Raw genomic sequence first — 24865 nt, forward strand, 5'->3', positions numbered from 1 at the left:
GCTTTCGACAATCAGGAGTTATCGGTGACGCTCGGCCCTGACGAGACCGGAGAACTCGCGCTCGGCGCGCAGACGGAGTGGAACGCCACGGTGGTGGGTGCGCACCGACTGCGCGAGGACACCACGGTGGTGCGGCTGATCGGCGAGTTCGTGCCGTTCGCGGCGGGCCAGTCGGTGGAGGTGCGCACGCCGCAGCATCCGAACATGGTGCGCCGCCTGTATCCGGCGCTGCCGCCCTCGCTGGACGGCAAGCTGGAATTCCATGTGCGCACGGTGCCGGGCGGCTGGTGCAGTGGATCCATCGTCGCCGACTCGCATCCGGGCGACGAATGGCGGATCAGCGCGCCCGCGGGCTGGCTGGCAGTGACGCCGGAGGCCACCGAGCTGGTCATGATCGCCGACGGGGTCGGGCTCGCGCCGATGCGCGCGCTGCTGCTGGATCTGTCGCGCCGGGAGCAGCCGCCGCGCACCCATCTGTTCGTGGGCGGGCGCTACCCGCGCGACCTCTACGCCTCCGACATGCTTTACCTGCTGACCGGTGAATTGCCGTGGCTCACGGTCGTTCCCGTGGTGCAGGACGAGTACGACCCGGATCTCGTCGACACCTGGTACGAGCAGTGCCGGGTCGACATCGGCTTCCGCCCGGAGGAGATGATGCCGGGCACCATCGCCGACATCCCGGAACGCTTCGGCCCCCTGGACCATCACCAGATCCTGGTCTGCGGCGGCGCGGCCATGGTGCGCAACACCATCGACCAACTGGTCGCCATCGGCGCCCCCGCGGAAGCCATTCGCTACGAGGGTTTTTGATAATCGCCAACGCGACCACTGATTTCGCAAGGATCCGGGTATCTCTCCGGATACGCCCGAGATGGTCTCGGTTCCCGACCGCCGGCACGGGTGCCCAAGTCCGACGGCTCTCAGCAGTCCGCTGAATATCCGGGGAGCCGGGGCAGCCGGTCTCAGAAGAGGGGATCGTGGCGGATGTTCGGGGTGGGGGTGCCGGCGGCCATGAGGCGGAACTTGGTGGTCTGCACCATGGACGGCGCGCCGACGATCTGCACGTCCCGGTCGTCCCAGGAGCCGTGGCTCGCCACGATCTTGCCGATCTGACCGACCACCCGCGGCTGCAGGCCCGGATACTCGCGGGTCCCGTCGGAGTCGTCGAAGTGCCACCACGGGTTCTCGGTGGACTCGGTGACCGGGTGCACGGTGAGCCATTTGTTGGCGCAGGCCAATTGGCTCAGCACCTCGAGGTCGTAGAGATCGCACGGGTAGTGGCCTCCGACGAACAGATCCACCTTGGGATTGGAACGCCGCGTGGTCATGGCCATGAGCTGGGCGCGCAGCGGAGCGATGCCGGTGCCGCAGCCGATCATGAGCAGCTTGCGGCGGATGTTGCGGGGCACGCCGAGCCCGCCCAGCGGCGAGCCGATCAGCCACTGCTCGCCGACCCGGCTGTGCCCGACCATGGCCGGGCTGACCCAGCCGCCGGTGACGCCGCGGATATGGAATTCCAGTTCGCCGCCGGCATTCGCGGGGATGGCCGGGGACAGGTAGCGCCACATGCGCGGGCGGGAGGGGATCTGCACGCTCATGTACTGACCGGCCGCGTACTGCATGGGCTGGTCCAGCCGCAGGCGCACGATGGCCAGGTTGCGCAGCACTTCCCGGTGCTCGATGACGGTGCCGGTCCACACCGGCGGGGTGGTCTCCCGATCGGCCGCGTTGATCATGGTGTCGGCGATGACGCCGATGCCCTCGTCCCAGGCGCGCCCGATCTCGTCGGTCCAGATCTCGGTGCCGGCGTAGGCCTCCAGCGCGCTCTTCAGCGATTTCCCCACGGCCTCATAGTGTTCGGCCACCACCCCGTACTTGCGGTGATCACGACCGAGCTGGGCCAGGAAGGGCAGCAACCGGTCCGGCTCCTCCAGCCGGTCCACCACGTAGCCGATGGCCTTGACCAGTCGGTCGCGCTGGGCATCCAGGGCGGCGGGGAAGAAGTCGCGAACGTGGGGGTACTCCGTGAAGAGGATGGCGTAGAACGAACGCGCGAGTTTCTCGGGGCCACCGTCTTCCGCAGCAACCGCCTTGAACGTTGTTCTTATCAATGCGACGGTGCGCGAATCCATGTGTGTCACAACCCCATTTCGCAATCGAACGCAGGCGTGACCGGCGAGTGAAGTGCTGCGGGACACTCGACAGCAGCCGTTGCCAAGCAAGTGTAAGCGAGGTTAGCCAGCAACGGAACGGGACGTTTCAATAACACGGCCTTTATTCCTCGAAAACGTGAACTTCGCGGGGTATCCGAGTCGAAAACAGACTGTTCAACCGGAACACACCGCAAGACACGGGTTTTCGGACAGCAAACCTGTCTGATCCGTTTTGCAAGACTCAGGAAAACAGCGATCTTGCCGCAACTGCGCCGGCCCTTGAATTCCCTTGCAGCATACGGACAAAACTCATGATTGGCGTCAATTTATAACCTACCGGTCTGTTTGCAATTCACCGGCGCCAAGAACTTCGCCAATCCCACAGTTCCCATGGGCAACTCAGCACATTGCCCGCAACAATCGCAACCGGGCGAACACCCAGCCTCATCCGCAAAGCCTGATAGAGCAGGGGAGGGGTCGGGAGCAACGCTCCCGACCCCTCCCCGTTCCCTGAACGGGACAACTGATTTCGCGAGATCCGGGTAACTCCCCGGGTACCCCCGAAATAGGTTCGGCTCCCAACCGCCGGCACGGCTGCCCGACCCCAACGGCTCTGAGCCGCCCGCTGAATATCCGGAGAGGCGGGGGAGCTACTGCTTACGCCGGTTTCGGGGCTGCCACACCACGAGAGCGGTGCTGCGCTGCGGCGGGGTCAGGTCGGGGCGGTACCCCGACCGGAGCCTTTCCACCTCGGCGGTCAACTCGCTCACCCGCTGCTGCAGCTCCTCCACCTGGTTGGTGAGTTCGATGATCCGTTTGATGCCGGCCAGGTTCACGCCCTCGTCCTGGGACAGGCGCTGCACCTCGCGGAGCAGCTCCACATCCCGGTCCGAATAGCGCCGCCCGCCACCCGAGGTGCGTTGCGGCGAAACCAGACCCAGCCGGTCATAGGTGCGCAGCGTCTGGGCGTGCATGCCCGCCAGCTGCGCGGCCACCGAGATCAGGAAGTACTGGGCCTCGGTCTTCTTCGGATCGGAACTCATTACGCACCTGCCCATCCCGCACGTGGATCGAACCCGCTGGTCTTCTCCGCCTCCGCGTAGCGCCGTAGCGCCTCGGCGGCATTGTCGTCCAGCTTCTGCGGTACCGCGACCTTCACCGTGACCAGTAGGTCACCGGCGGCGCCGTCGCGCTTGGGCACACCGCGCCCGCGCACCCGCAAGGTCCGGCCGTCGGCGGTGCCCGGCGGCACCTTGACGCCGACACGGCCGTCCAGGGTGGGCACGGAAACCGTGGTACCCAGCACCAGTTCGGCGTACGAGACCGGCAGCACCAGGGTCAGGTCGTCGCCATTGCGGCCGAAGACCTTGTCCTGGCTGACATGCACGGTGACATACAGGTCGCCCGGAGGCGCGCCGCGCAGGCCCGCCTCGCCCTGACCGGCCAGCCGGATCCGCTGCCCATCGCGCACACCCGGGGGAATGCGCACGGTGATGGTGCGGGTCCGGTTCTGGATGCCGCTGCCGCGGCAGTCGACACACGGGTCGTCGATGATCGACCCGGTACCCCGGCAGTCCTCGCACGGCTCGCTGAAGCCGAACGCGCCCTGGTTCCGGCTGACTACGCCGGTGCCATTGCAGTGCGGGCAGACTCGCGGGCTGGTGCCCGGCTTGGCCCCACTGCCGTGGCAGGTGGTGCAGGCGGCCGGGCTGGTCATGCGCAGCGGGACGGTCACACCCTGGGCGGCCTCGCGGAAGCCCAGGGTCGTCTCGGTCTCGACATCCGAACCGCGCCGCGGACGCGACGAGGTCCGGGTGCCACCGCGATTGAACAGCCCGCCCAGCAGATCGCCCAGGCCACCGTCGGCGCCACCGGCTCCGGCGCCCGCGCCGAAGATGTCGCCGAGGTTGAACTCGCCGGAGAACCCGCCGCCGGGCTGGCCGTAGCCGCCCCCGGGCGAGAACCCGCCGCGGCCGAAACCGCCGCCGGCGAACAGCTTCCGGGCCTCGTCGTACTCCTTGCGCTTCTCCGGATCCGACAGCACGGCATTCGCCTCGCTGACGGCCTTGAACCGCTCCTCGGCCGTGCTGTCCCCGGGGTTCTTGTCCGGGTGCAGGTCACGGGCCAGCTTGCGGTAGGCCTTCTTGATCTCGTCCTGGGTGGCGCCGGAGGAAACACCCAGATCCTTGTAGAAGTCCTTCTCGAGCCACTCTCGATTCACCGGGCATCTCCTCCTTTCTGTGTTGCCGGTGACGCCGGGGGCGTCTGTATTGCGGATGACGCCGGGGGCGTCTGTGCGTTGTTAATCAGTGCCAGCGGCATCGGTGCCAGCGTTCGTCGTATCCGGCTGCGCCGCAGCCAGATCCGCCACACCGTCAGTGACGCCGACCAGCGCGTGCCGCAGCACGCGATCGCCGAAGCGGTAGCCCTTGCGCATCACCATGCCGAGGATCGGGTCCGCGCCACTGCCCTCGTGCTGCACGGCCTCGTGCAGGGTCGGGTCGAAAGGCTCACCCTCCGAACCGAATTCCTCGAGACCCTGCTTCTGCAGGGCGGTGACCAGCTTGTCCGCGACCGACTTGAGCGGTCCGTTGTCGAGGTCACCGTGCGCGCGAGCGCGATCCAGATCGTCGAGCACCGGGAGCAGTTCGCCCACGACCGCGGCCTTGGCCGTGTCGATGGCGGCCTTGCGGTCGCGCTCGACGCGGCGGCGGTAGTTGGCGTACTCCGCGGTCAGACGCTGCAGATCGGCGGTGCGCTCGGCCAATTCGGCCGTGATCGCGTCGGCTAGGGCGTCCTCGCTGACCTCGGGAGTCCCCTCGGCCCCGAGGGCCGCGGCGGTGTCCGCCGCGGCCTCGAAGACCTCACCCGCAGGCGCGGAGCGCCCATCAGACGCCGTCGGATCGGCGTTGTAGTCCGGGTTCTGGTTCGTCACTTCTTCTCAGGCTCCTCGACGACCTCGGCGTCCACGACGGTGTCATCGGACTGCGGCGCGCCCGCGCCATTGCCCTGGGCGGCCTGGTCCGCGGCCGCGGCCTCGTAGATGGCCTGGCCCAGCGCCTGCGACTCGGTGGCGAGCTTCTCCACCGCGGTCTTGATGACCGAGATGTCGGTGCCCTCGAGCGCCTCGTTCGCCTCCGCGATGGCCGCCTCGACCTTGGTCTTGACGTCCGCCGGGACCTTGTCCTCGTTGTCCTTGATGAACTTCTCGGTCTGGTGCACCAGCGACTCGGCCTGGTTGCGGGTCTCGGCCTCCTCGCGACGCGCCTTGTCCTCGGCCGCGTGCGCCTCGGCGTCCTTCACCATGCGGTCGATCTCCTCCTTGGACAGGCCGGAGCCGTCCTGGATCTTGATCGTGTTCTCCTTGCCGGTGCCCTTGTCCTTGGCGGTGACGTGGACGATGCCGTTGGCGTCGATGTCGAAGGTGACCTCGATCTGCGGCACACCGCGCGGGGCCGGCGGGATGCCGGTCAGCTCGAACGATCCGAGCAGCTTGTTGTGCGAGGCGATCTCGCGCTCACCCTGGAAGACCTGGATCTGCACGGACGGCTGGTTGTCGTCGGCCGTGGTGAAGGTCTCCGACCGCTTGGTCGGAATGGTGGTGTTGCGCTCGATCAGCTTGGTCATCACGCCGCCCTTGGTCTCGATACCCAGCGACAGCGGGGTGACATCGAGCAGCAGGACGTCCTTGACCTCACCCTTGAGCACACCGGCCTGCAGGGCGGCGCCGACGGCGACGACCTCGTCCGGGTTCACGCCCTTGTTGGGCTCCTTGCCGCCGGTCAGCTCCTTGACCAGGTCGGAGACCGCGGGCATACGGGTCGAACCACCGACGAGCACAACGTGATCGATGTCGCCGACCGAGATGCCGGCGTCCTTGATGACCGACTGGAACGGCTTGCGGGTGCGGTCCAGCAGATCCGAGGTGATCTTCTGGAACTCGGCGCGGGTCAGCTGCTCGTCGAGGAACAGCGGGTTCTTGTCCGCGTCGACCGTGATGTACGGCAGGTTGATCGAGGTCGACTGCGAGGACGACAGCTCGATCTTGGCCTTCTCGGCGGCCTCGCGCAGGCGCTGCATGGCCATCTTGTCCTTGGTCAGGTCGATGCCCGAGGTGCCCTTGAACTTGTCGACCAGCCATCCCACGATGCGCTCGTCCCAGTCGTCGCCACCGAGGTGGTTGTCACCGGAGGTGGCGCGGACCTCGACGACGCCCTCGCCGATCTCCAGCAGCGAGACGTCGAAGGTGCCGCCGCCCAGGTCGAAGACCAGGATGGTCTGTTCCTTGTCGCCCTTGTCGAGGCCGTAGGCCAGCGCGGCGGCCGTGGGCTCGTTGACGATGCGGAGCACGTTCATGCCCGCGATCTGGCCGGCCTCCTTGGTGGCCTGGCGCTGCGCGTCCTCGAAGTAGGCGGGGACGGTGATCACGGCGTCGGTGATCTCTTCACCCAGGTAGGCCTCGGCGTCGCGCTTCAGCTTCATGAGCACGCGCGCGGAGATCTCCTGCGGGGTGTACTTCTTGGCGTCGATGTCGACAGACCAGTCCTCGCCCATGTGGCGCTTGACGGACCGGATGGTGCGGTCGACGTTGGTGACGGCCTGGTTCTTGGCGGGCTGACCGACGAGCACCTCACCGTTCTTGGCGAAAGCGACGACGGACGGCGTGGTGCGCGATCCTTCCGAGTTGGCCACGACGACCGGTTCGCCGCCTTCGAGAACGGCGATGACAGAGTTCGTGGTCCCGAGGTCGATACCGACCGCACGAGCCATGGTTGTTCCTCCTAGTTGACGTACCTGAGCGCCCCGGAATCCCTTCCGAGCGACTCCGGCACACTGCATCCCAGTAACACTGAGCGTGGTCGGCTCAATCTTGCACCCGCCGGCGGCGGGGCGCAACTTGAACTTGAGTCCAACTCGCTCAACCTTGCTGACCTGTCCCAACGGGGGCCGCACGTCATCTATTCCACGCAGCACAAAAAATTCTTCGCGCAGGCGCGACTCGCTGCCCCTCCCGTCCGCACCGGCCGGTTTGCAACTACCAATGGGCCCGGATCGGGACCGATCAGCTGGGCGGGTAGATCTCCATGGGCTCGCCGGTGGCGGTGACCTTGAAATAGCCGTGCTGGGAATCGTCGTCGACGTAGACGGTCACCACTGGATTGCCATCGGCGCCACGGGCGATCTCGACATGGCTGATCCGGCCGTTGGGCACGCCTGCCGACTGCGGAGCCCCGGCGAGCAGGCCCGCGATCTTCTTCAGATCCAGGACCGACATGTCGAAGATGTCCATGCCCGGAGTTCGGGCGATGTCGTCATAGGAGTGGAAGCTGCCGTCGTAACGGATGTGCGCGTCACGTGGTGCCGACGGATCCTGGCGCCGCTCGATGACCACGTAGGTGGGATAGAGGAGAACCTGGTCGGCCTTGGTGTCGCCGAAGTGGTCCCGGTAGGCCGCGACGAAACTGGCCAGGCCCGGGCCCGTGGTGGGGTCCGGCAGAGCGGGTTTCGGTGCGACCGTGCGCGAGACGCAACCCGCGAACGCGCCCAGCAGCGCCGCGGCCACCAGGATCGCGGCGGCGACCCGCATGCGCGTGGACGGGCCGCGCCGATTCGCCCGCACCACAGGCGAATTCACCAGATTGGCGGGAATCTGCAGGTCCTCCAGCACGGCGTCCAGTTCACCGAAGGTCTTGGCCGCCACGGCCTTCGCGGTTCGTGCGGTGTGCTCGGTTGCGGTGAGCTCGCCGGCGTCCCGGGCGGTGTCGAGCAGGGTGCAGGCGTCCACGCGATCGGTGTCGCGGGCCCGCAATCCCTGGGAGCGTGCATCAGCCATGATCTCGATCTATCCCCCGAACGCCAGGGTCCGCACGATCCGGCCGTCCGGAGTCGCCTCGACGTAGCCGCTCTCATTGGCCGTGTTGCCCACATAGATTCGGACGATCGGCCCGCTGCCCGAGCCCTCGATATCGAGGTAGTTGACCTTGCCCTGATCCACCTTGGTGAGCGTGGGAGCCTGGGCCGCCACGGCCATGACGGCCGGCACGTTCACGGCGGCCAGGTCCACGGTCGGGGTCTGTGGCGACCGGGTCCGGGGCTGGTCACCCTGGTCGAAGCCGCCGCGGTAGTAGTAGCGAACCTGACGGTTCGGCTGGATGCCGCGGGTCCCGACCGCGTAGTCGGGGTACAGCAGCAGCGTGTCGACGATGGTGTCGCCGAACTTGGCGCGGTAGGCGGCCCGGAAGTAGTCGATGCCATCGGCTTCCGTGAGTTTCGGCCGGGGCAGCACCATGGGTTTGATCGTGCCGAGGTCCACCGCGGGCGGCCCGGCGGGCGGGGAGGCCGGGCGGTCCACCGCCACGAAGGTCCCCACGGCCACCACGATGCTGAGCGCGGCGACACCGGCCGCGAACCAGTTCTCGCGCCGCGACTTCGGCGGCATCGGATCCGGCCGGGCGTCGGCGGGCCGCTGCAGATCGTCGGTGAGCTGGGACAGTTCGCCCAATGTCTGCGCCTCACCGGCGAGTTCGGTGAGGGTGCGATGGTCGGCGGCGCTCAGCTGCCCGTCCGCGCGGGCGGCGTCGAGCAGGGTGCAGGTGGCCTGGCGGTCACTGTCGCGGGCCCGGGTGCGCGGCGGATAGCCGCCCGCGGACGGCCGGCGCGCCCGCCGGCCGGCGGGCGCGAGATCGGCGGTCTTGGTGCTCGGCTGCAGGTCGACGATGAGTCGTTGCAGTTCGCCGAGCGTCTGTGCGGCCTGCGCCCGCTCGGACCGCTGGTGGTATTCCTCGACCGCGAGCTCGCCCTCCTCGAAGGCGGCGTCGAGCAGCGTCCGCGCATTGACGCGGTCGATGTCCCGCGCCCGCATGCGCCCGGCCGCGGGCGAATCCCCGGGCGATCCGGACGATTTCGAGCTCACGCGGGGATCGTAAACGGAACCCGGCCGTACCGCGCGGTTTCCGGGCAGGGTGGTGAACAGGGACAGGACACGCCCGGGATGCGCGCCAACGTCCGAAATGCCGGTGTTGCACGCAACCGCCCACGAAGATCGGGAGCGTCGATTTCCGCTGGTGAGGAGGCTCGATGCAGGCAAGGTTCGGTATTTCGATCCCGCCCGTCGCGGCCGCACTGCCGGACGTCATCGATATGGCCGTGGCCGCCGACGCCGACGGGCTGGATCTGGTGGCCATCCAGGACCATCCCTACAACGCGCAGTTCGGCGACACCTTCGCGGTGATCGGGGCCTGCCTGGCGGCCACCGGCCGGGTCAGCCTCTATCCGGGCGTGGCGAATCTCCCGCTGCGCACGCCCGCAATGATCGCCAAGCAGGCCGCCACCTTCGACCTGCTCAGCGGCGGGCGCTTCGAATTGGGTTTGGGGGCGGGCGCTTTCGAGAGCGGCGTGGTGGCCATGGGCGGGCCCGCCCGCAAGGGCCGGGCGGCGCTCATGGCCATGGCCGAGAGCATCGCCATCATTCGGGCGGAATGGCGGGCCGGACAGCCGGTGTCCGTGGTGGGCACCGAGTACACGGTGCAGGGCATCGAGGGCGGGCCCGCGCCCGCGCACGACATCGGGATCTGGCTGGGCGCCATGGGATCGCACACACTGGACCTGATCGGCTCGGCGGCCGACGGATGGGTTGCGCCGCTGCCGAATTGGATGCCCTGGGAGCAGTGGGCCGGCGCCAATGCCCGCATCGACGCGGTGGCACGGTCACTCGGACGGGATCCGCGCACCATCACCCGGTTGGCGGCGCTGCCCGGCGTGGTGAGCGACCGGTCGCTGCACCCGGATCCGCATGGCTCCGACCCGATTCACGGCTCCCCCGAGGAGTGGGCTGACATCATCGTCCGTCTGGCCCGGGACGCCGGCTTCGACACCTTCATCTACTGGCCGCCGGGTTTCGACGTCGACCAGGTGCAGCGTTTCGCGCGACAGGTGGTGCCCATCGCGCGAAAGCTCCTGGGCGACAATTAGACAACTCTCGCCGCGGGGAACCGCTATCCCCGCGCGGCCTCGGCGGTGGCCTCGACCTCGGCGGGGAATTCGCTCGGCTGGCCGACACCGGTGGTGACCAGGTCACGCAGGCTCTCGGTGATGTAGAAGGTCCAGGCCGGGGAGCAGGCGTCGTAGCACTCGTACGCGGGCACCAGGCCGACGTGGGTGAAGCGGAGTTCGGTGCCGCCGGCGGTCTCGGCGATGTCGAAGTGGATCTCGGTGTTCACCCACTCGGTCCGGTCCTGGACGGAGGACATGTAGTTGTCCTTCACCAGCCAGACCACGCGCCGGTCCGGCACCACCTCGGTCAGTTCGATCTCGCTGCGATGCACCCCCGGGGCCTCGAAGACGAACTGGTCGCCGACCCGCTCGGTGCCGCCCTTGATGCCGGGCGACCACCAGCCGCGGGCGTTCAGGACGGCGGCGAACACCTCGGCGGGGGTCCGGTCGACGGTGATGCTGGTGGTGAAGTTCTGATCAGTCATGGCAGGTCCCATTTCTTTCCTGAACACAGGACGGGTCGGAGTGGACTGTCTCGCGAGAACTTACTTGCATAACGATAGTGCGGTTACTTGCATCACACAAGCGGATGGGCCAATCTGGATACATGTTGGGACGCATGTACGACGGGGAGGTGTGCTCGGCCGCGCGCACGCTGGAGATCGTGGGCGAGCGCTGGAGCCTGCTCATCGTGCGCAATGCGATGTTCGCCGGGATGACCCGGTTCACCGAGTTCCAGCGCTCGCTCGGCATCGCACCGAACATCCTCACCAAGCGGCTCGCCGAATTCGTCGAGGCCGGAATCTTCGAGCAGCGCAGCGGCACCGGCAGCGGCCACCCCGAATATCGGCTCACCGCAAAGGGACTCGACCTCGAGCCGGTCATCCTCGCGCTCACCGAGTGGGGAGACCGCTGGGCCGCACCGGACGGGCCGCCGATCACCTACCGGCACACCGGCTGCGACGGGAAAGTCCATGTGCGCCTGGAGTGTTCGGACTGCGACACCACCCCCGACCTGGCGGAGGTGACGGCCGAACTCGCGCCGTGGGCGTACGAGTTGAAGTACGGGCAGCCCGCGTCACTCCAGTAGCGGGAACCGCCCCGAACGCAACAGCCCGGCGATGGCCTCCATCTTCGCCTGCGGCGCGGCGTAATCCGGATGCGCGCCGAGCACGGCGGCGGCATCGTGCAGGCGCACCATCTGCCGCTCCGCCTCCTCCACACTGCGCCCGCCCGGCGTGATCGGGTGCGCGGCGAAGGCGGGGCGACGCGGGTCCACCCGGCCCAGCTCGACGGCCTTCTCCACCCGCCGCGAGCACCGGCAGAACGCCTCGGGATTCGCGAGGCCGCAGGTGGATTGCAGGAAGTTCCCGAGCCGTTTCTTGGCCCGCTCCACCCGTTTCCGATACGCGGCGGATGTCGCGCCGACGATCCAGGCGGCCTCCTCCGAACTCACCTCGAAGACGTCGGAGAGCACATACGCGACGCGTTCGTCGCGGCCCAGGCACTGCAGCATGGCCTGGCTGCAGTTGAGCCGCACCTCGTGGGTGAGCAGCGTGGACTCCGGACCGCGGTAATCCTCCTCGGCCAGGCCGTCTTTCAGTCCCTCGCTGAACTGGTCGAGGCTGAGCTGCTGGGCTTCCTGCGGCGTCTGCCGCTTCAGATTCAGCAGGTAGTTGACGCCGATCCGGTAGGCCCAGGTGGTGAGCCGGGCCTCGCCGCGCCAGGTCGCGAGATGGCCGACCACCCGCAGCAGGATCTCCTGGGTGGCATCCTCGGCGTCGGCGGGCCGCCACACCATGCGCAATGCGAGCCGGTAGATCGGATCCTGCAGCAGCCGAACGACATCCGAGACGGCGGCACGATCGCCCTCGACGGCCCGTGCGACGAGCGCGCGCTCGTCGATGTCCGATCCGGTGTCCATATCGCCAGCATAGGGATCGCGGGGGACACCATGGTGCGCCCCGCGATCAGCCCTGCCACGGCGAAATCAGGCGAACCGCTCGAACCGCCCGGCCGTGCGACCCCGCGGATCAGGCCACGGCCGGAGTGGCGGTGAGGGCGCGGCGGTGAATCCACTGCGCGACCGCCTGCCCGATGGCATCGGGCTGGTCCTCGGGGCAGTGATGCCCGGCCGGTCCGATATTCGCGAGCTCGGCGGCGGCGAAGGTCTGCTGCGCCCACTCCACCACCTCCGGCGAGCCCAGGCCGACACCGTCCTCGACGTGCATGACCAGCTTCGGCACCTCGGGGCTCGCGGCCATCCACCGGTCGTAGTTCTCGATGATGGCGACCACGTCGGCCGGCTCGCCCTCCAGCGGGAATTCGCGCGGCCACGCCAGCATCGGCCGGCGAGACTCCGGGGTCGGGTAGGGCGCGCGGTAGGCGTCCAGGGCCTCGGGGCTCAGATTCCGGGTGGCGGCCGGCAGGTTGAACTCGATGAACATATTGCGTTCCAGCACCATCTCCTCGCCCTCGGGAGAACGGAAGCGGCGGAACAGTTCCGCGCCCTGCGGCGGCATCTCCGACCAGCGCAGCGGCCGCAGGAAGGTCTCCACCACGGCGATACCGCGCACCCGCTCGGGATGCCGTGCAGCCCAGTCCATTCCGAGTGCACCGCCCCAGTCGTGGCCCACGATCACGACCTGGTCCAGGCCCAGGGCGTCGAACCAGGCGTCCAGGTAGCGGGCGTGATCGACGAAGCGATAGTCGCTGTCCGGCTTGCCGGAGGCGCCCATGCCGATGAGATCCGGTGCCAGGGCGCGGTTCGGTGTATCGGACACAGCGTCACTCACGTGCGGGATCACATTGCGCCACAGGTAGGAGGAGGTGGGGTTGCCGTGCAGGAACACGACGGGCACCGCACCGCTGCCGGTGTCGGTGTAGTTGATGAACGAGTCCAGAACGTCGATGGTGGCCATCGTCGGTGTCCTTCCGGGTGAGTTGCCTACACCTGGTTGGACACGCGCCGGCCCGGCCTGTGACAGCGCCTAGGTGTGATCTGGGCCATACATGGGCACGGCGCCCGGCGCGACCGTCAGGCCGGGATGGACACCCGGCGTCAGGCCATTGCCGATCGCCGTCCGCTGCAGCAGCGCGAGCAGCCGCGGCCGGTCCTCGGGGTCGAGCGCGGCGAGCATTTCCGCATTGAGCCCATCGGCGATCGCGGCCGCGCGGACGATCGTCTCGCGGCCGGCGGGCAGCAGGTGCACGGCGTGGGCGCGCCGATCGACCGGATGCTTGCGCCGCTCGACCAGACCGCGCTTCTCCAGATCGTCGATCAGGCTGACCATGACGTTCCGGTGGATCCCCAGGGCGTCGCACAGCTGCTGCTGGGTCCGGCCGTCATTGGCCTCGAGCAGTCGCAGCGTGCCGTATTGCGGCGGCCTGATCCCCAGCGGCGCGAGCAGCGCGTCGAAGCGGTACGCGGAATGAGATCCCAACTGCCCCAGCAGGAATGCGACGCTCTCGAACAGCGGTGAGTACTGGGGATCGGCGTCGGGCACCCACCCAGACTACAGCAATGCCCGAATTATGATTGCCCTCTTGATTGATAATCACTTCAGGTGCATAGTTTGGTGAGTCGATCCACTCCCGATAGCGAAGAGAGCTCGCACCATGGATACCGACAACACCCCCACCCTCGATCCACGTCGCTGGATCGCTTTCGCCGTCGTGCTGGCCGCCGGATTCATGGACCTGCTCGACGTCACCATCGTCAATGTGGCCGTGCCGAGCATCCAGAAGGACCTGGGCGCGGCCTACTCGCAGATCGAATGGATCATCGCCGCGTACGTACTGTCCTTCGCGGCCGTACTCATCACCGGCGGGCGGCTCGGCGACATCTACGGCCGCAAACGCCTGTTCCTGCTCGGCATGGCCGGATTCACCGCGGCCTCACTGGCCTGCGGCCTGGCCTCCTCACCCACACTGCTCATCGGCTCGCGCTTCGTCCAGGGCGCGATGGCCGGGCTCATGGTGCCGCAGATCCTCGCCATCATTCGCGTCACCTTCCCGAAGGACGAGCGCGCCAAGGCCATTGCCGTCTACAGCGGCGTCGGCGGATCCGCGTCCGCGGTCGGGCTGTCCCTGGGCGGACTGCTGGTGCAGTGGAATCTCTTCGATCTGGGCTGGCGGCCCATCTTCCTGGTGAACGTGCCGGTCGGCCTGATCGCGCTGGCCGCCGCGACCCTGGTGATGCGGGATTCGCGGTCCGCGCACGCGCCGCGCCTGGACATCGTCGGCATGGTGCTCGCCATTTCCGCGGTGCTGCTGCTGGTGTATCCGCTCACCGAGGGCCGTCGATTGGACTGGCCCGCCTGGACTTTCGTCATGATGGGCGCGTCAGCCGCGGCCTTCGCCGCCTTCGTGGCCTACGAACAGCGGCGCAGCCGCAACGGCGGATCGCCCCTGATCGACCTGGACCTGTTCCGATCGCGGCCGTTCACCGTCGGCCTGGCGAGCTGGCTGCTGTTCTGGATCGGCTTCGGCGGGTTCTTCCTGATCTGGACGCTGTTCATGCAGGCCGGGCTGGGCTGGTCGCCCATGCGGGCCGGTCTCACCTCGGTGTTCTTCGCGGTCGGCGCGGGCATCGGGGCGGGCGTGTCGGTCAGCGTGCTGGCGCCGCGGTTCGGCAAGTGGGTGCTGCTCGCGGGCGGACTGGTGACGGCGGGCGGGTTCGCGCTGTACGGCGCGATGGCCGCCCACTACGAATCCGATTTCGCCTCCTGGCAGATGGTGCTGCCGCTCATCGTGACCGGCATCGGATTCGGCATCGTGGTCGCGCCGACCATCGACATGCTGCTCGGGCAGATTCCCGACCGGGAGGCCGGGGCGGCGTCCGGGCTGTTGAACACCGGCCAGCAGCTGGGGATGGCGCTGGGCGTGGCGCTGGTCGGCATCCTGTTCTTCGCGCAGCTGGATCATGATTCGGCGCGCGGCGTGGATTCCGTTGCCGCGCAGACCCGCACCGAGCTGGCTACGGCCGGGGTACCCGGGCCCGCGCAGGAGCAGATCCTCGCGAACTTCCGGGCCTGTGTGCGGGATCGCTCCGCCGAGGTGGATCCCTCCGTCGTCCCGGCGAGCTGCGAATCTCCCGCCACGAATCCGGCCGTCGGCCAGACCCTCGCGCATGCGGGTGGACAGGCCAATGCGGTCAACTTCGCGCACACCTTCGACTACACGCTGGTGTGGGGCATCGGGCTGATGGCGCTGGTGTGCCTCGGATTCCTGGCGCTGCCCCGCGACACCCGGCTCGACCAGCACGAGGTGGAGACCGAGGAGGAACTCGTGGGAGTCTGACCCCACCGGCGAGATCCGGACAGGAGTCCGACAAAAACGGCCGCGGGTTCGGTGATTCACCGGACCCGCGGTCCGTTCCGGTGAAGAATCCACACTGTCACCGCCATTCGACAGGAGTCAGGCATGCGCGCGACCGTGGTCAGCAAGGGCGAATTCCGGGTCGAGGACCTGCCCACCCCCGTCCCCGGGCCGGGTCAGGTACTGCTGTCGGTCACTCGCTGCGGCATCTGCGGCTCCGACCTGCACGCCCGCCTGCACTGCGACGAACTCGCCGACCTGGCCGCCGCCACCGGCTACGCCCACTTCATGCGCTCCGACCAGCGGATCGTCATGGGGCACGAATTCACCGGCGAGATCGCCGAATACGGTCCCGGCACCCGCCGCCGATGGAAGCCCGGCACCCCGGTGGTGGCGCTGCCCATCCTGCGCACCGGCCGCCAGCCCGAACTCACCGGACTGTCCGCCAACGCGCCCGGCGGCTACGCCGAGCAGGTGCTGGTGCAGGAACCCATGACCTTCCCGGTCCCCAACGGCCTGTCCCCCGACCACGCCGCCCTCACCGAACCGATGGCCGTGGGCTGGCACGCGGTCCGCCGCAGCCGGATCGCCAAGGGGCAGACCGCCTTCGTCGTCGGCTGCGGTCCCATCGGGCTGGCCGTCATCTCCATGCTGAAGGCGGCGGGCGTGCGCACCGTGATCGCCAGCGACTTCTCGCCGCGCCGCCGCGAACTGGCGAGCCGGTGCGGGGCCGATGTGGTGGTCGACCCAACCGTCGAATCACCGTGGGAGGCAACGCCGAAGAAGCCGCGGATCACCGGCGCGTCCGACATCCTCAACCTGGGCTTCGACGCCATGGAACGACTGCGGCGGATCCCGAACTTCCCGTGGTGGTACCTGTTCCGCGTCGCGCACACCCTCGACCGCGGTCCATCGGGACCCGTCGTCTTCGAATGCGTCGGTGTGCCCGGCATCATCGACCAGATCCTCACCGCCGCACCGCCATTGACCCGCGTGGTGGTCGTGGGGGTGTGCATGCAGCAGGACGCCTTTCAGCCCGCCACCGCCATCAACAAGGAGATCGAGCTGCGGTTCGTCCTCGGCTACGACCCGGGTGAATTCCGCGACACCCTCCACATGATCGCCGAAGGAAAGGTCGATCCCAGCCCGTTGATCACCGGGACCGTCGGCCTCGACGGGATCGACGCGGCCTTCACCACCCTCGCCTCCCCCGAGCACCACGCCAAGATCCTGATCGACCCGCGCAGCGACCGCACCGCACCCTGACGCCGGGAACCTAGCGGCCGGGCCGCCGCAGCGCCGGGAAAGGCGTGGTCGGGGGCTCGTGCAGGATGTCCAGCAGACCCTCCGCGCTGCGGGCCGCGGTCAGGCAGGCGTTCGCGGTGAACTGATCGGCCAGCGGGTGGCGGGCCCGGGCACGCCATTTCCGGACCGCGGCCAGGGCCGCGTCGCGCTGGGTGGCGAGATCGGTGTGGGCGGACAGGCCCAGGCGCCGCGTCGGGGCCACGCCGGTGCCGCCGATGAGGCGGTTCAGTTCGGCCAGATCGTCCGGGGGCAGGGGCAATTCGTCCGAGCGTAGGTGCGCCAGTAGGCGGAGTTCGGCGAAGCCGTGCACATCGGCGAGCAGGGTGCGCACCCGCGGGAGCAGGACATCGGCCGCCGAACCCGGATTGGCGGTGAGGATGCGGGCCAGGGCGGTGAGGGCCGAGTGGGCCTTCAATTCATCGGCGCGCTGGGCGAATTGGACATCCAGGACGGTGCGGAGTTCGTCGAGGCCACTGCGGTCGGACAATTCGGCCGCCAGGGCCTGCGAGCCGCGGACACCGAGCCGAATCAGGGTGACGGCCAGGCGGATTCCGAACAAACCGAAGCGGGCCGTCAGGTGGGCGCGCAACTCGGCCGGGACCGGCAGAGCCAGATCGGGATGGGCGAAGCGGTCAGCCGACAGCAGGGCCGCGGTCAGCTCGTCCACCGGGATGGCGGCCAGCTGCTCGAAGGCATCATATTCACGTTGGCGCAGCGTGGCGGCGGCGAAGGCGAGCAGACCCGCCACCGGAATCACGGACTGGCACAGGCCGGTTCGCTCCAACTCGGTCGCGAAGCGGGCGGCCACATCGCGGGCGGAATGCAGGGCGTCGATGCGCCCGGCGCCGATCTCGTCGGCCCGCGACACTACGCCCACCACGCCCAGCTGGCCCGAGAAGGATTGCGGCGCACCGGTACTCGCGCTCGGTCCGGCGCCGATACGCTCCAGGAAGTCCACATCGGCGGCGTCGAGACGGCGCAGCAGATAGAGCACGGCATCGGCGGGCGGCAGCGCCGGGCCCGGGCCGCCCGGCGTGAGCAGCCGCGACGTGCGCGCCGACACCTCCCGCGACACCGAGGAGATGCCGGGCGTATCGATGATGGTGGTCTGCGCCAGCTCGGCCGACGGCCACTCCACCGCCAGGTGGTCCACCTCCCTCGGCGCGGGGGCGTTCCAGCGCAGCGCCGACAGATCGAAGGTGAGCCCCTGCGCGCCCGGCAGCCCCTCGGCCCCGCGGCCACGCCGCACCACCACATCGGCCCGCGCCCCGTCCAGGCTGAACGCGGTCACCCGCGGCGCTGTCCCATTGCGGTACCAGGTGACCAGCCGCGTGCACTCGGTCGCGTCGGTCGGCGCGATGTCCTGCCCGACCAGCGCGTTCAACAGTGTCGACTTACCGGCCTTGAGCTGGCCCGCCAACGCCACCCGCAGCGGCTCGTCCAACCGCCGCGCGCACTCTTCCAGCTGGCCGCGCACCCGCGGCCGCTCGCCCAGCGCCCGCCGCGCCGCCGCCACCAGCCCGCGCGTCTCCGGCACCAGCCCATACCCGACACCGCTCGCGTCGTCTCTCATAGGCCCCCGATTCCGAAGCACACCGCACCTCCACGCATCGCAAGGCATTCGCCCGGCCACGCCGAATCGTTATCAGAACCGCCCAGCTCTCACAGCCGATTCCCAGTTCCGAGAGGCAGCTCACGGCATCCGAGCCCAGCTGCCAGACCCTTGATCTTGCCTGGCCCGAACCTGAACGCCCCGACTACACCCCGGTGCGCCGCGCCCGTTCTTCGGCTCCGCGCCGGTCCGGCACAGTGCCGAACTCGCCAGTGCCATCGCCATGACCACGCACGAACGCCTACCTCGCGCGGGTGGGATCGGCCGGCGGAGTCGTCTGCGCTAGTGCCCGGCGGGCGGGAGTTGTGACTGCGCGGCGGGGGGTTCCGGGCCGAGGAGGGTGCTGGCGTGGCGGCGGAGTTCGGCCACGACGCGCAGGCGGCGTTCGATTTCGGCGGCACGTTCGGTGCGACGGGCGGCCTCCAGGTTGGCGGCCTCCTGGGCGGCGCGCAGGGATTCGTCGATGGAGCGCAGGGTGCGGTCGGCGATGGCGGTGAAATGGTCGCGCAGCAGACGGTGGATGCGGTGCAGGCGGTCCTTGGTCTCCTTGCCGGTGTGGAAGGCGATGTCGTCGAGGTAGCGGCGCACCGCCATCTTGGCGTCGGCGCGGCGCTTGGCCAGGCGGGCCTTCTTGTCGTCGCTGAAGGCCTTGCCGCCCAGCAGGACTCCCGCACCCAGCGAGAGCGGATTGATCAGGGCCAACCCGGCCATGGTGCCCACCATGCCCGCCATCACCACGCCGCCGTAGGAGCCGCGCACACCCACCAGCAGCTTGTGGCCCAGCCCCAGATCGGGTTCCAGATCGGCGAGGGTGCAGGACTCGGCGCGGGAGTCGTCGTCGAGGGTGTCGCGCACCTCGGGCAGATCCACCGCGCCGAGATCGTCGAAGTGGGTGGCGACCCGCTCTGCCAGCTTCACCGCTCGGGTGCCCGTCCACACCAGGTTGTCGCCGACCGCGGAACCCACGGTGGCCGTGAGCCATTCGTCGATGCTGTCCCAGTGCCGGCCGGGATCGTGCTGGTCGATCCAGTCCTCGGCGGTGCGGGCGATATCGCGCAGGCGGCTACGCAGATCGTGGTCGATATCCCCCGCCAGATCGGTGATGCCATCACCCAGCGTCTGCTGCCAGGCGGCCGTGTGGCGGTGCAGTTTCTCCGCCTCGGCCTTGGCGGCGTGCAGTTCCCGGATGGCCGCCGCGCCACGCTCGGGATCACGCAGCGCGACCAGCTCACTGCCCAGCGCAAGCGCCAGATGCTCGGCGGCGGAGGAGATGTCGAGGGCGACCGCGCGCTGCATCGCCGCCTGATCGCGGGCCACCACCTGCTCGCGCAGGAACTGGAACACCAGCCCGAATCCGGACTCGCGGCCCAGGCCCTCGTCCTGCAGGCGCATGGCATGCGCGCGCAGCACCGCAGACACCGGCAGCATGGGCATCTCGATCCCATTGGCGCGCAGGTGCTTCCGGTTCGCCTCGAACACCTGCCGCCAATGCGGATACAGGTCGATCTTGGTCACCAGCACCGCGACCGCCGGGCACAGCTCCCGCACCTGCCGCAGGAAATCCACCTCGGCCTCGGTGAGCTCGGTGGAGGCGTCGGTGAGCACCAGCACCGCGTCCGCGGCCGGGGCCTGCGCGAGAATGCCTGCCGCGCCGGTGGTTCCGTGCGCGCCCAGTCCCGGCGTATCCACCACCACGATGCCGTCGGCCAGCAGCCGGCTCGGGGCCTCGAGCTCGAGCCGCAGCACGGCCCGGCCCTGTGGACTACGCGCGGTGAGGACGGGGACCGTCTCGAACGGCACCGGCTCCCGGGTGTTCTCGCCGCCGTCGGCGCCCGCCGCGACCACGGTCGCCCGGGGTTGCTCACCGTAGGACAGCACCGTACTCACGACCGTGGTCGTATCGTCGGCCACCGGGCACACGTCCATATTGATCAGCGCGTTGACGAACCGGCTCTTGCCCTGATTCCCCAGACCGGCCACCAGGATCCGCCGCCGCGGATCGCGCACCTTGCCCGCGACCGTCTCCAGCCGCGCGACCAGATCGCCGCGTTCCGCGGCCTTCGCCACCGCGATGGTCTCCGACACCATCGTCAACAGCGGATTCGCCGCCACCATGCCCGTCACAGCCTGCTCACCGAACCTATTCCAGCCGTTGTGTCCCCGACAGGTCGTCGCTCGCCGCGGCGAACCCGCGGCGAGCGACCCTTCAATCTACGAGTGCAGCACGTCGCCGACGATGTCCCCGCCCGGATGCGTCCCGAGATCCACCCCGGTGTGCGCCCCACCATCCCCGAACAGCGACGCGTCCGCACCCGGGGCATGCACCCCGCTGCCGAACGCCTGCGAAACATCCACGCCCGCCCAGGGATTCGTACCGGCACCGTGCAACCCGGCATCCACCGCGGTCCCGCCGTGCACCCCCGCATCGAGCCCGCTCCCCACCTGCACGCCCCCACCGGCCTGCGTCCCCACCCCGGCACCCAACCCGCCGCCGACCCCGGCGACCGAATTCCCCACCCCGGTCAGACCGGTATCCACGCCCCCGCCCAGCTGCGTCCCCGCATCCAGCCCGGTCCCCACATTCGCGGCCCCGCCGAGCCCCGTCTCCAGGCCCGCGCCGACCTGAGTCCCGGCACCGAGCGCCGAGTGCACCCCGGCATCGAGGCCACTCCCGACCTGGGTCCCAAGCCCCGCACCAACATTCGCAGCCCCGCCGAGCCCGGTCTCCAAACCGGTCCCGACCTGAGTCCCGGCGCCCACCGCGGAATTGAGCCCCGCATCGAGCCCACTGCCCACCTGAGCACCCAGGTTCGCGCCGGTGTCCACTCCGGTATGCACCCCCGCGCCCAGCTGGCTGCCCACGCCGACCGCAGTATCGATCCCGGTCCCGAGGCCACCCTGCACGCCCGCGCCGATCCCGGCCGCCGCATTACCCACGCCGGAAATGCCCGTCTCCAAACCACTTCCGATCTGCGTACCCAGATCCGCACCGGTGTGCAGACCGCCGTCGAGGCCTGCACCCAGCTGCGTCCCGGCACCGGCCAGAGTGTCGGCCGCACCGGAGAGCCCCGTCTCCAGCCCGGCTCCGACCTGCGTGCCCAGGCCCGCGCCGACGTTCGCGGCGCCGCCGATGCCGGTCTGCAGTCCTGCTCCCGCCTGGGTACCCGCGCCCAGCAAAGTGTTGATTCCGGCGTCGAGACCCGCGCCCACCTGGGCACCGGTGTTCAGACCGCCCGAGAGTCCACCGTTCAGGTCGCCGCCGAGCTGGCTGCCGACCCCGACCACGGTGTCGGCCGCCCCGGAAAGCCCGGTCTCCAGGCCACTTCCGAGCTGCGCGCCCACGTTCGCCGCACCATCGATGCCGGTCTGTACGCCCAGGCCCGCATTGAGCGCGCTGTCGATTCCGGTGGAAAGCCCAGCGCCGAGGCCGGTTCCGAGGTCACCCGCCGCGTTCACCGCGCCATCGAGACCCGTCTGTACCCCGGCACCCGCGCCGAGAGCGGAGTCGAGGGCGCCGGTCAGACCCGTCTGCACGCCCGCGCCGACGCCGGCAGCAGAGCCGAGGGCGCCGGTCAGGCCGGTCTGAAGGCCCGCACCCACATCGGTGGCGGCGTTGACGGCGGCGGAAAGGTTCGCACCGAGACCGGTTTCGAGGTCGCCGGCGGTGGAGAGAGCGCCGGTCAGGCCGGTGGTGAGGTCCGCGCCGGCCTGGGTGACGGTGTCGAGGGCGCCCTGGAGGCCGGTCTGGAGGCCGGCGCCGGCGGTGAGGCCGCCGGTGAGGGCGGAGGTCAGGTCGGCGGCGGCCTGCGCGCCGAGCACGCCACCAAGGTCGGTCTCCACGCCGGTGCCGACGTCGCCGGCCGCTCCGAGCGCGCCGCCGAGTCCGGCGGACAGGCCCGCGCCGAGGTCGGCGGCCGCACCGACGACCGCGCCGATGCCATTGGACAGGCCCAGCTCGAGGCCGGTGCCGGTATCGCCGGTCAGGCACACCTGGGTGGCGGTGGCGGCGGTGGTGCCCAAGTTCACACCCGCGGAGTCGCCGATCGCGGCCGAGCCGGCCACGCCGCCGTTGACCCCGGCGCCGACCCCGAGACCGGTGTCGGCTCCCAGCCCGGCGGAGCCGCCCAGCCCGGTGTCGGCTCCCAGCCCGGTCGCCCCGCCCGCGGCAATGATGTCGGACAGCTGCGAACCTCCCGCAACCAGTGCGGACTCGGCCACCATGGGTGCCACGGCGGCGATGTCCTCGGGCGTTACGTTCTCCAGCCCGGCGGCGGCCAGCGCCCCGCCCGGATTGTTGCAATAGCTGACCGCGGCCTCATGGTCACGCAGCAGATTGAGGATGAACTCGAGAATTGCGTTGGGGCTCATGGCGAATCGTCTCCCTGGATGGGCGGGCCCCGCTGACCCGCGCTGCTCGAATTTCCTTTCACGCTAGGAAGGCAACTCGTTACGCGTAACGGGGTGAACTCCCCCAAGTTCCCCGGCGGTCGCCTACGGGGGCAGGCGAACATTAGGGGAATTCCCCCAAACCTGCGGGGGAATCGGTAACGGGATCCTCTCGGTTCCCGACAGGCGGGGTGGGCCACCCGGCCTAACCCGAGATTTTTCGTACAAATCGGACCGAAGAGCTTTCGGCACGCGATCCACCGGTCGCGCGTTGGGTAATGACAGGGGAACTCGAATGAGTCAGGGGCTGGCGCTCGGCATCACCGTCGGGTCGTCGAATACGGTTGCCGTGACGACTTCGGGGGGACAACACACAGTACAGACACGGCCCAGCATGCTGGGCGCCGAGCCGGAGGTTCCGGACAGTTTCCTGGCCCGGGTCGGGGATCCCGTGGACATTCGCACCCGCGACGGATCCGCCGTCCGCGCCGCCGACCTGGTGGCGGCGGCCATCGGCCGCGCGGTGGACGGCATGGGCCCGGCCGCGGCCACGGTCGCCTGCTACCCGGCGTGGTGGTCGCAGCACACCGTGGAGGTGCAGCGGACCGCCCTGGACGCGGCCGGACTGGACGCGGTAGCCCTGGTCCCGGAGCCGACGGCGGCCATGCGCTGGCTGCAGGAGGTACACGAGTCCGGCCACGACGGCGCGATGGTGGTGTACGACCTGGGGGCGACCGGCCTGACGGTTTCGGTGGCGCGCACGGGGGTCATGTCGGGCCTGCTGGGCGAACCGGTACGGACCACCGAGGTGGCCGGGTCGGAATTCGATCTGCTGACAATGCGTTTCGTGCTCGCCCATGCGGTCGGCGAAAAGGATTTCGATCCTTTCGACCCTTTGGTGGAACAAGAATTGGCGACACTCCGTGTTCGCTGCAAAATTGCGAAAGAAACTCTGTCCACAAATACCGCCACCATGGTGCCCGTGCGTTTGCCCGCCATGAGCGAAGTGGACGTGCGACTGGTTCGCGACGATATCGAGGAACTGCTGCGGGGCCCGCTTCTCGGTTCGACCGATCTGGTCCGTGAGGCCCTGCGCCGGGCGGGGCTCACCGCGGCCGATCTGGACGGCTTCCTGGTCACCGGCGGCGGCGCGAGCATCCCGCTGGTAACCGAAGTGCTGTCCACCGAATTCGGCATCCCGGTCGCGGCCGCCGCCGACCCGGCCCACCTGAGCGCGCACGGCGCCGCTCTGCTGGCCGCCGACCTGCTCGCCGACACCACCGAGACCGAGGCGCATCCGGCGATCGCGGTCGCCGGCCTGGGCCTCGCCGAGGCCGGCGGCGGCCCGGCCCTCGCCCCCGGTCGCCCCACGGCCGGGCTCCCCCAGCGGCCCCGGGGCGACTCCCCGGGCGGGCCCCCGGACCCCGAACCAGCGGGCCCGGTCGGCGATTCCGACCGAAGGGCGGCGGATGATACCGCGGGGAAGGCGGAATCGCCTGCGGCCCCGCGTATTCCGCTGCTGCCCGATCTCCCGGTCGAGGAACCCGCCGGCGGCTTCCGGCACTGGAAGCGCCTCGCGGTGATCGGCGCGGCCGCGGTCGCGGTGGCCGCCATCGCCACCGGCACCCTGGCCATGGGCACCGGCGGACAGTCCACGCCCGCGAATCCCGCCGGTACGCCGTCCCCCTCGACCTCCGCCGTGGCGCTCGATTCCCCGGCGCCGACCGGCGGGGCCGCCACCTCGGGCGCCCCGGCTCCGGCGGCAGGCAGCCCGGTCTCCGCGACCAAACCCGCGTCGCAGCCGGGCGCGGCCAAGCCCGGCAGCCCGGCCACCACCGGCGCCGCGGCACCCGCACCGGCCGCCACCGACCCGACCACCCCGGCCGCGCAGGCGGATACCCCGGCGCCGCAACAGAATCCGGCGAGCCCCCAGCCGCCGCAGCAGCAGCAACAACCGGTCCAGATGCCGACGGTGCCGCAGATCCAGCCGCCGACGGTACCCAGCGTGACGCTCCCCACGGGCGCACTGAACAATGCAGTTGATCAGCTCGGCAACGCCGTTCCACCGGTCGTTCCGCACACCGGCCGCTGAGAGTTG

The 24865-nt window shown here is 69.5% G+C and carries 20 protein-coding genes; 6 read left to right on the plus strand and 14 right to left on the minus strand.

The genetic code is table 11. The features are described 5' to 3' along the window. Positions 1-24: 24 nt before the first annotated feature. Positions 25-810: an FAD-binding oxidoreductase gene (locus ABZ909_RS28050; RefSeq protein WP_357005065.1), complete on the plus strand. Its 786-nt coding sequence runs from the start codon at positions 25-27 to the stop codon at positions 808-810. 152 nt (positions 811-962) lie between these two features. Here ABZ909_RS28050 and ABZ909_RS28055 read toward each other — a convergent pair whose 3' ends face one another. The 7 genes from ABZ909_RS28055 to ABZ909_RS28085 form a co-directional block, all read right to left on the minus strand. Beyond that, positions 963-2132 carry a globin domain-containing protein gene (locus ABZ909_RS28055; protein ID WP_357005067.1) on the minus strand — a complete coding sequence of 390 codons (1170 nt, stop codon included), beginning with the start codon at positions 2130-2132 and terminating at the stop codon, positions 963-965. Between the two features lie 671 nt (positions 2133-2803). Next, a complete protein-coding gene (locus ABZ909_RS28060) occupies positions 2804-3196 on the minus strand; it encodes a helix-turn-helix transcriptional regulator (protein ID WP_357005070.1) in 393 nt (130 codons plus the stop codon). Continuing rightward, a complete protein-coding gene (gene dnaJ, locus ABZ909_RS28065; protein WP_357005071.1) occupies positions 3196-4374 on the minus strand; it encodes a molecular chaperone DnaJ in 1179 nt (392 codons plus the stop codon). Before dnaJ ends, ABZ909_RS28060 begins: the two co-directional genes overlap by 1 nt. Positions 4375-4455: 81 nt before the next feature. Continuing rightward, entirely contained in the window at positions 4456-5088 is a 633-nt protein-coding gene (gene grpE / locus ABZ909_RS28070; protein ID WP_357005074.1) for a nucleotide exchange factor GrpE, read from the minus strand. Then, positions 5085-6923, minus strand: a complete 1839-nt coding sequence (gene dnaK, locus ABZ909_RS28075; RefSeq protein WP_357005077.1) for a molecular chaperone DnaK — start codon at positions 6921-6923, stop codon at positions 5085-5087. The genes grpE and dnaK overlap by 4 nt, the downstream gene beginning before the upstream one ends. 292 nt (positions 6924-7215) lie before the next feature. Continuing rightward, complete coding sequence (locus ABZ909_RS28080; RefSeq protein WP_357005080.1) at positions 7216-7986, minus strand: DUF1707 domain-containing protein; 771 nt, start codon at positions 7984-7986, stop codon at positions 7216-7218. A 9-nt stretch (positions 7987-7995) separates the two neighbouring features. Then, positions 7996-9066 (minus strand): DUF1707 domain-containing protein, encoded by a 1071-nt coding sequence (locus ABZ909_RS28085; protein ID WP_357005083.1) that lies wholly within the window; start codon positions 9064-9066, stop codon positions 7996-7998. Positions 9067-9230: 164 nt separating this feature from the next. On the opposite strand from ABZ909_RS28085, the gene ABZ909_RS28090 reads away from it, so the two are divergent. Then, the gene (locus ABZ909_RS28090; RefSeq protein WP_357005089.1) at positions 9231-10124 is read left to right on the plus strand and encodes an LLM class flavin-dependent oxidoreductase; all 894 of its coding nucleotides are present in this window, start codon (positions 9231-9233) and stop codon (positions 10122-10124) included. A gap of 23 nt (positions 10125-10147) precedes the next feature. On the opposite strand, the gene ABZ909_RS28095 is transcribed toward ABZ909_RS28090, so the two are convergent. Then, the gene (locus tag ABZ909_RS28095; RefSeq protein WP_357005092.1) at positions 10148-10630 is read right to left on the minus strand and encodes an SRPBCC domain-containing protein; all 483 of its coding nucleotides are present in this window, start codon (positions 10628-10630) and stop codon (positions 10148-10150) included. 122 nt (positions 10631-10752) lie between these two features. Here ABZ909_RS28095 and ABZ909_RS28100 point away from each other — a divergent pair, with 122 nt between their 5' ends. Then, complete coding sequence (locus ABZ909_RS28100; RefSeq protein ID WP_357005095.1) at positions 10753-11235, plus strand: helix-turn-helix domain-containing protein; 483 nt, start codon at positions 10753-10755, stop codon at positions 11233-11235. Here the strand turns inward: ABZ909_RS28100 and ABZ909_RS28105 are convergent. From ABZ909_RS28105 to ABZ909_RS28115, 3 genes are all read right to left on the minus strand, one after another. After that, a complete protein-coding gene (locus ABZ909_RS28105) occupies positions 11224-12069 on the minus strand; it encodes an RNA polymerase sigma factor (RefSeq protein WP_357005098.1) in 846 nt (281 codons plus the stop codon). The two genes, ABZ909_RS28100 and ABZ909_RS28105, sit on opposite strands and share 12 nt — an antisense overlap. A gap of 109 nt (positions 12070-12178) precedes the next feature. Further along, complete coding sequence (locus ABZ909_RS28110) at positions 12179-13066, minus strand: haloalkane dehalogenase (RefSeq protein ID WP_357005101.1); 888 nt, start codon at positions 13064-13066, stop codon at positions 12179-12181. Positions 13067-13135: 69 nt separating this feature from the next. Then, complete coding sequence (locus tag ABZ909_RS28115; RefSeq protein ID WP_357005102.1) at positions 13136-13651, minus strand: MarR family winged helix-turn-helix transcriptional regulator; 516 nt, start codon at positions 13649-13651, stop codon at positions 13136-13138. A 112-nt stretch (positions 13652-13763) separates the two neighbouring features. Here ABZ909_RS28115 and ABZ909_RS28120 point away from each other — a divergent pair, with 112 nt between their 5' ends. Together ABZ909_RS28120 and ABZ909_RS28125 are read left to right on the plus strand one after the other, a co-directional pair. Beyond that, positions 13764-15446, plus strand: a complete 1683-nt coding sequence (locus ABZ909_RS28120) for an MFS transporter (protein WP_357005105.1) — start codon at positions 13764-13766, stop codon at positions 15444-15446. A gap of 123 nt (positions 15447-15569) precedes the next feature. Then, positions 15570-16730 carry a zinc-binding dehydrogenase gene (locus tag ABZ909_RS28125; protein ID WP_357005108.1) on the plus strand — a complete coding sequence of 387 codons (1161 nt, stop codon included), beginning with the start codon at positions 15570-15572 and terminating at the stop codon, positions 16728-16730. A 10-nt stretch (positions 16731-16740) separates the two neighbouring features. Here the strand turns inward: ABZ909_RS28125 and ABZ909_RS28130 are convergent, their stop codons facing one another. The 3 genes from ABZ909_RS28130 to ABZ909_RS28140 form a co-directional block, all read right to left on the minus strand. Next, positions 16741-18342 (minus strand): dynamin family protein, encoded by a 1602-nt coding sequence (locus ABZ909_RS28130; RefSeq protein WP_357005111.1) that lies wholly within the window; start codon positions 18340-18342, stop codon positions 16741-16743. Between the two features lie 321 nt (positions 18343-18663). Beyond that, positions 18664-20496, minus strand: coding sequence for a dynamin family protein (locus ABZ909_RS28135; protein ID WP_357005160.1), 1833 nt, complete (start codon positions 20494-20496; stop codon positions 18664-18666). A 96-nt stretch (positions 20497-20592) separates the two neighbouring features. After that, positions 20593-22749: an IniB N-terminal domain-containing protein gene (locus tag ABZ909_RS28140; RefSeq protein ID WP_357005114.1), complete on the minus strand. Its 2157-nt coding sequence runs from the start codon at positions 22747-22749 to the stop codon at positions 20593-20595. A 313-nt stretch (positions 22750-23062) separates the two neighbouring features. Between ABZ909_RS28140 and ABZ909_RS28145 the strand changes: the two genes are divergently transcribed. Beyond that, positions 23063-24859 (plus strand): Hsp70 family protein, encoded by a 1797-nt coding sequence (locus ABZ909_RS28145; protein ID WP_357005117.1) that lies wholly within the window; start codon positions 23063-23065, stop codon positions 24857-24859. Positions 24860-24865 lie beyond the last annotated feature (6 nt).

It is taken from the genome of Nocardia sp. NPDC046763 (assembly GCF_040645495.1).
In the GTDB taxonomy this organism is placed as follows: domain Bacteria; phylum Actinomycetota; class Actinomycetes; order Mycobacteriales; family Mycobacteriaceae; genus Nocardia.

Excerpts from the sequence above, each read along its gene's own strand:
- ABZ909_RS28055 (WP_357005067.1), bottom strand. The coding sequence starts at position 2,132 with ATGGATTCGCGCACCGTCGCATTGATAAGAACAACGTTCAAGGCGGTT.
- ABZ909_RS28060 (WP_357005070.1), bottom strand. The coding sequence starts at position 3,196 with ATGAGTTCCGATCCGAAGAAGACCGAGGCCCAGTACTTCCTGATCTCG.
- dnaK (WP_357005077.1), bottom strand. The coding sequence starts at position 6,923 with ATGGCTCGTGCGGTCGGTATCGACCTCGGGACCACGAACTCTGTCATC.
- ABZ909_RS28080 (WP_357005080.1), bottom strand. The coding sequence starts at position 7,986 with ATGGCTGATGCACGCTCCCAGGGATTGCGGGCCCGCGACACCGATCGC.
- ABZ909_RS28090 (WP_357005089.1), top strand. The coding sequence starts at position 9,231 with ATGCAGGCAAGGTTCGGTATTTCGATCCCGCCCGTCGCGGCCGCACTG.
- ABZ909_RS28095 (WP_357005092.1), bottom strand. The coding sequence starts at position 10,630 with ATGACTGATCAGAACTTCACCACCAGCATCACCGTCGACCGGACCCCC.
- ABZ909_RS28100 (WP_357005095.1), top strand. The coding sequence starts at position 10,753 with ATGTTGGGACGCATGTACGACGGGGAGGTGTGCTCGGCCGCGCGCACG.
- ABZ909_RS28105 (WP_357005098.1), bottom strand. The coding sequence starts at position 12,069 with ATGGACACCGGATCGGACATCGACGAGCGCGCGCTCGTCGCACGGGCC.
- ABZ909_RS28110 (WP_357005101.1), bottom strand. The coding sequence starts at position 13,066 with ATGGCCACCATCGACGTTCTGGACTCGTTCATCAACTACACCGACACC.
- ABZ909_RS28120 (WP_357005105.1), top strand. The coding sequence starts at position 13,764 with ATGGATACCGACAACACCCCCACCCTCGATCCACGTCGCTGGATCGCT.
- ABZ909_RS28125 (WP_357005108.1), top strand. The coding sequence starts at position 15,570 with ATGCGCGCGACCGTGGTCAGCAAGGGCGAATTCCGGGTCGAGGACCTG.
- ABZ909_RS28130 (WP_357005111.1), bottom strand. The coding sequence starts at position 18,342 with ATGAGAGACGACGCGAGCGGTGTCGGGTATGGGCTGGTGCCGGAGACG.
- ABZ909_RS28135 (WP_357005160.1), bottom strand. The coding sequence starts at position 20,496 with ATGGTGGCGGCGAATCCGCTGTTGACGATGGTGTCGGAGACCATCGCG.
- ABZ909_RS28140 (WP_357005114.1), bottom strand. The coding sequence starts at position 22,749 with ATGAGCCCCAACGCAATTCTCGAGTTCATCCTCAATCTGCTGCGTGAC.
- ABZ909_RS28145 (WP_357005117.1), top strand. The coding sequence starts at position 23,063 with ATGAGTCAGGGGCTGGCGCTCGGCATCACCGTCGGGTCGTCGAATACG.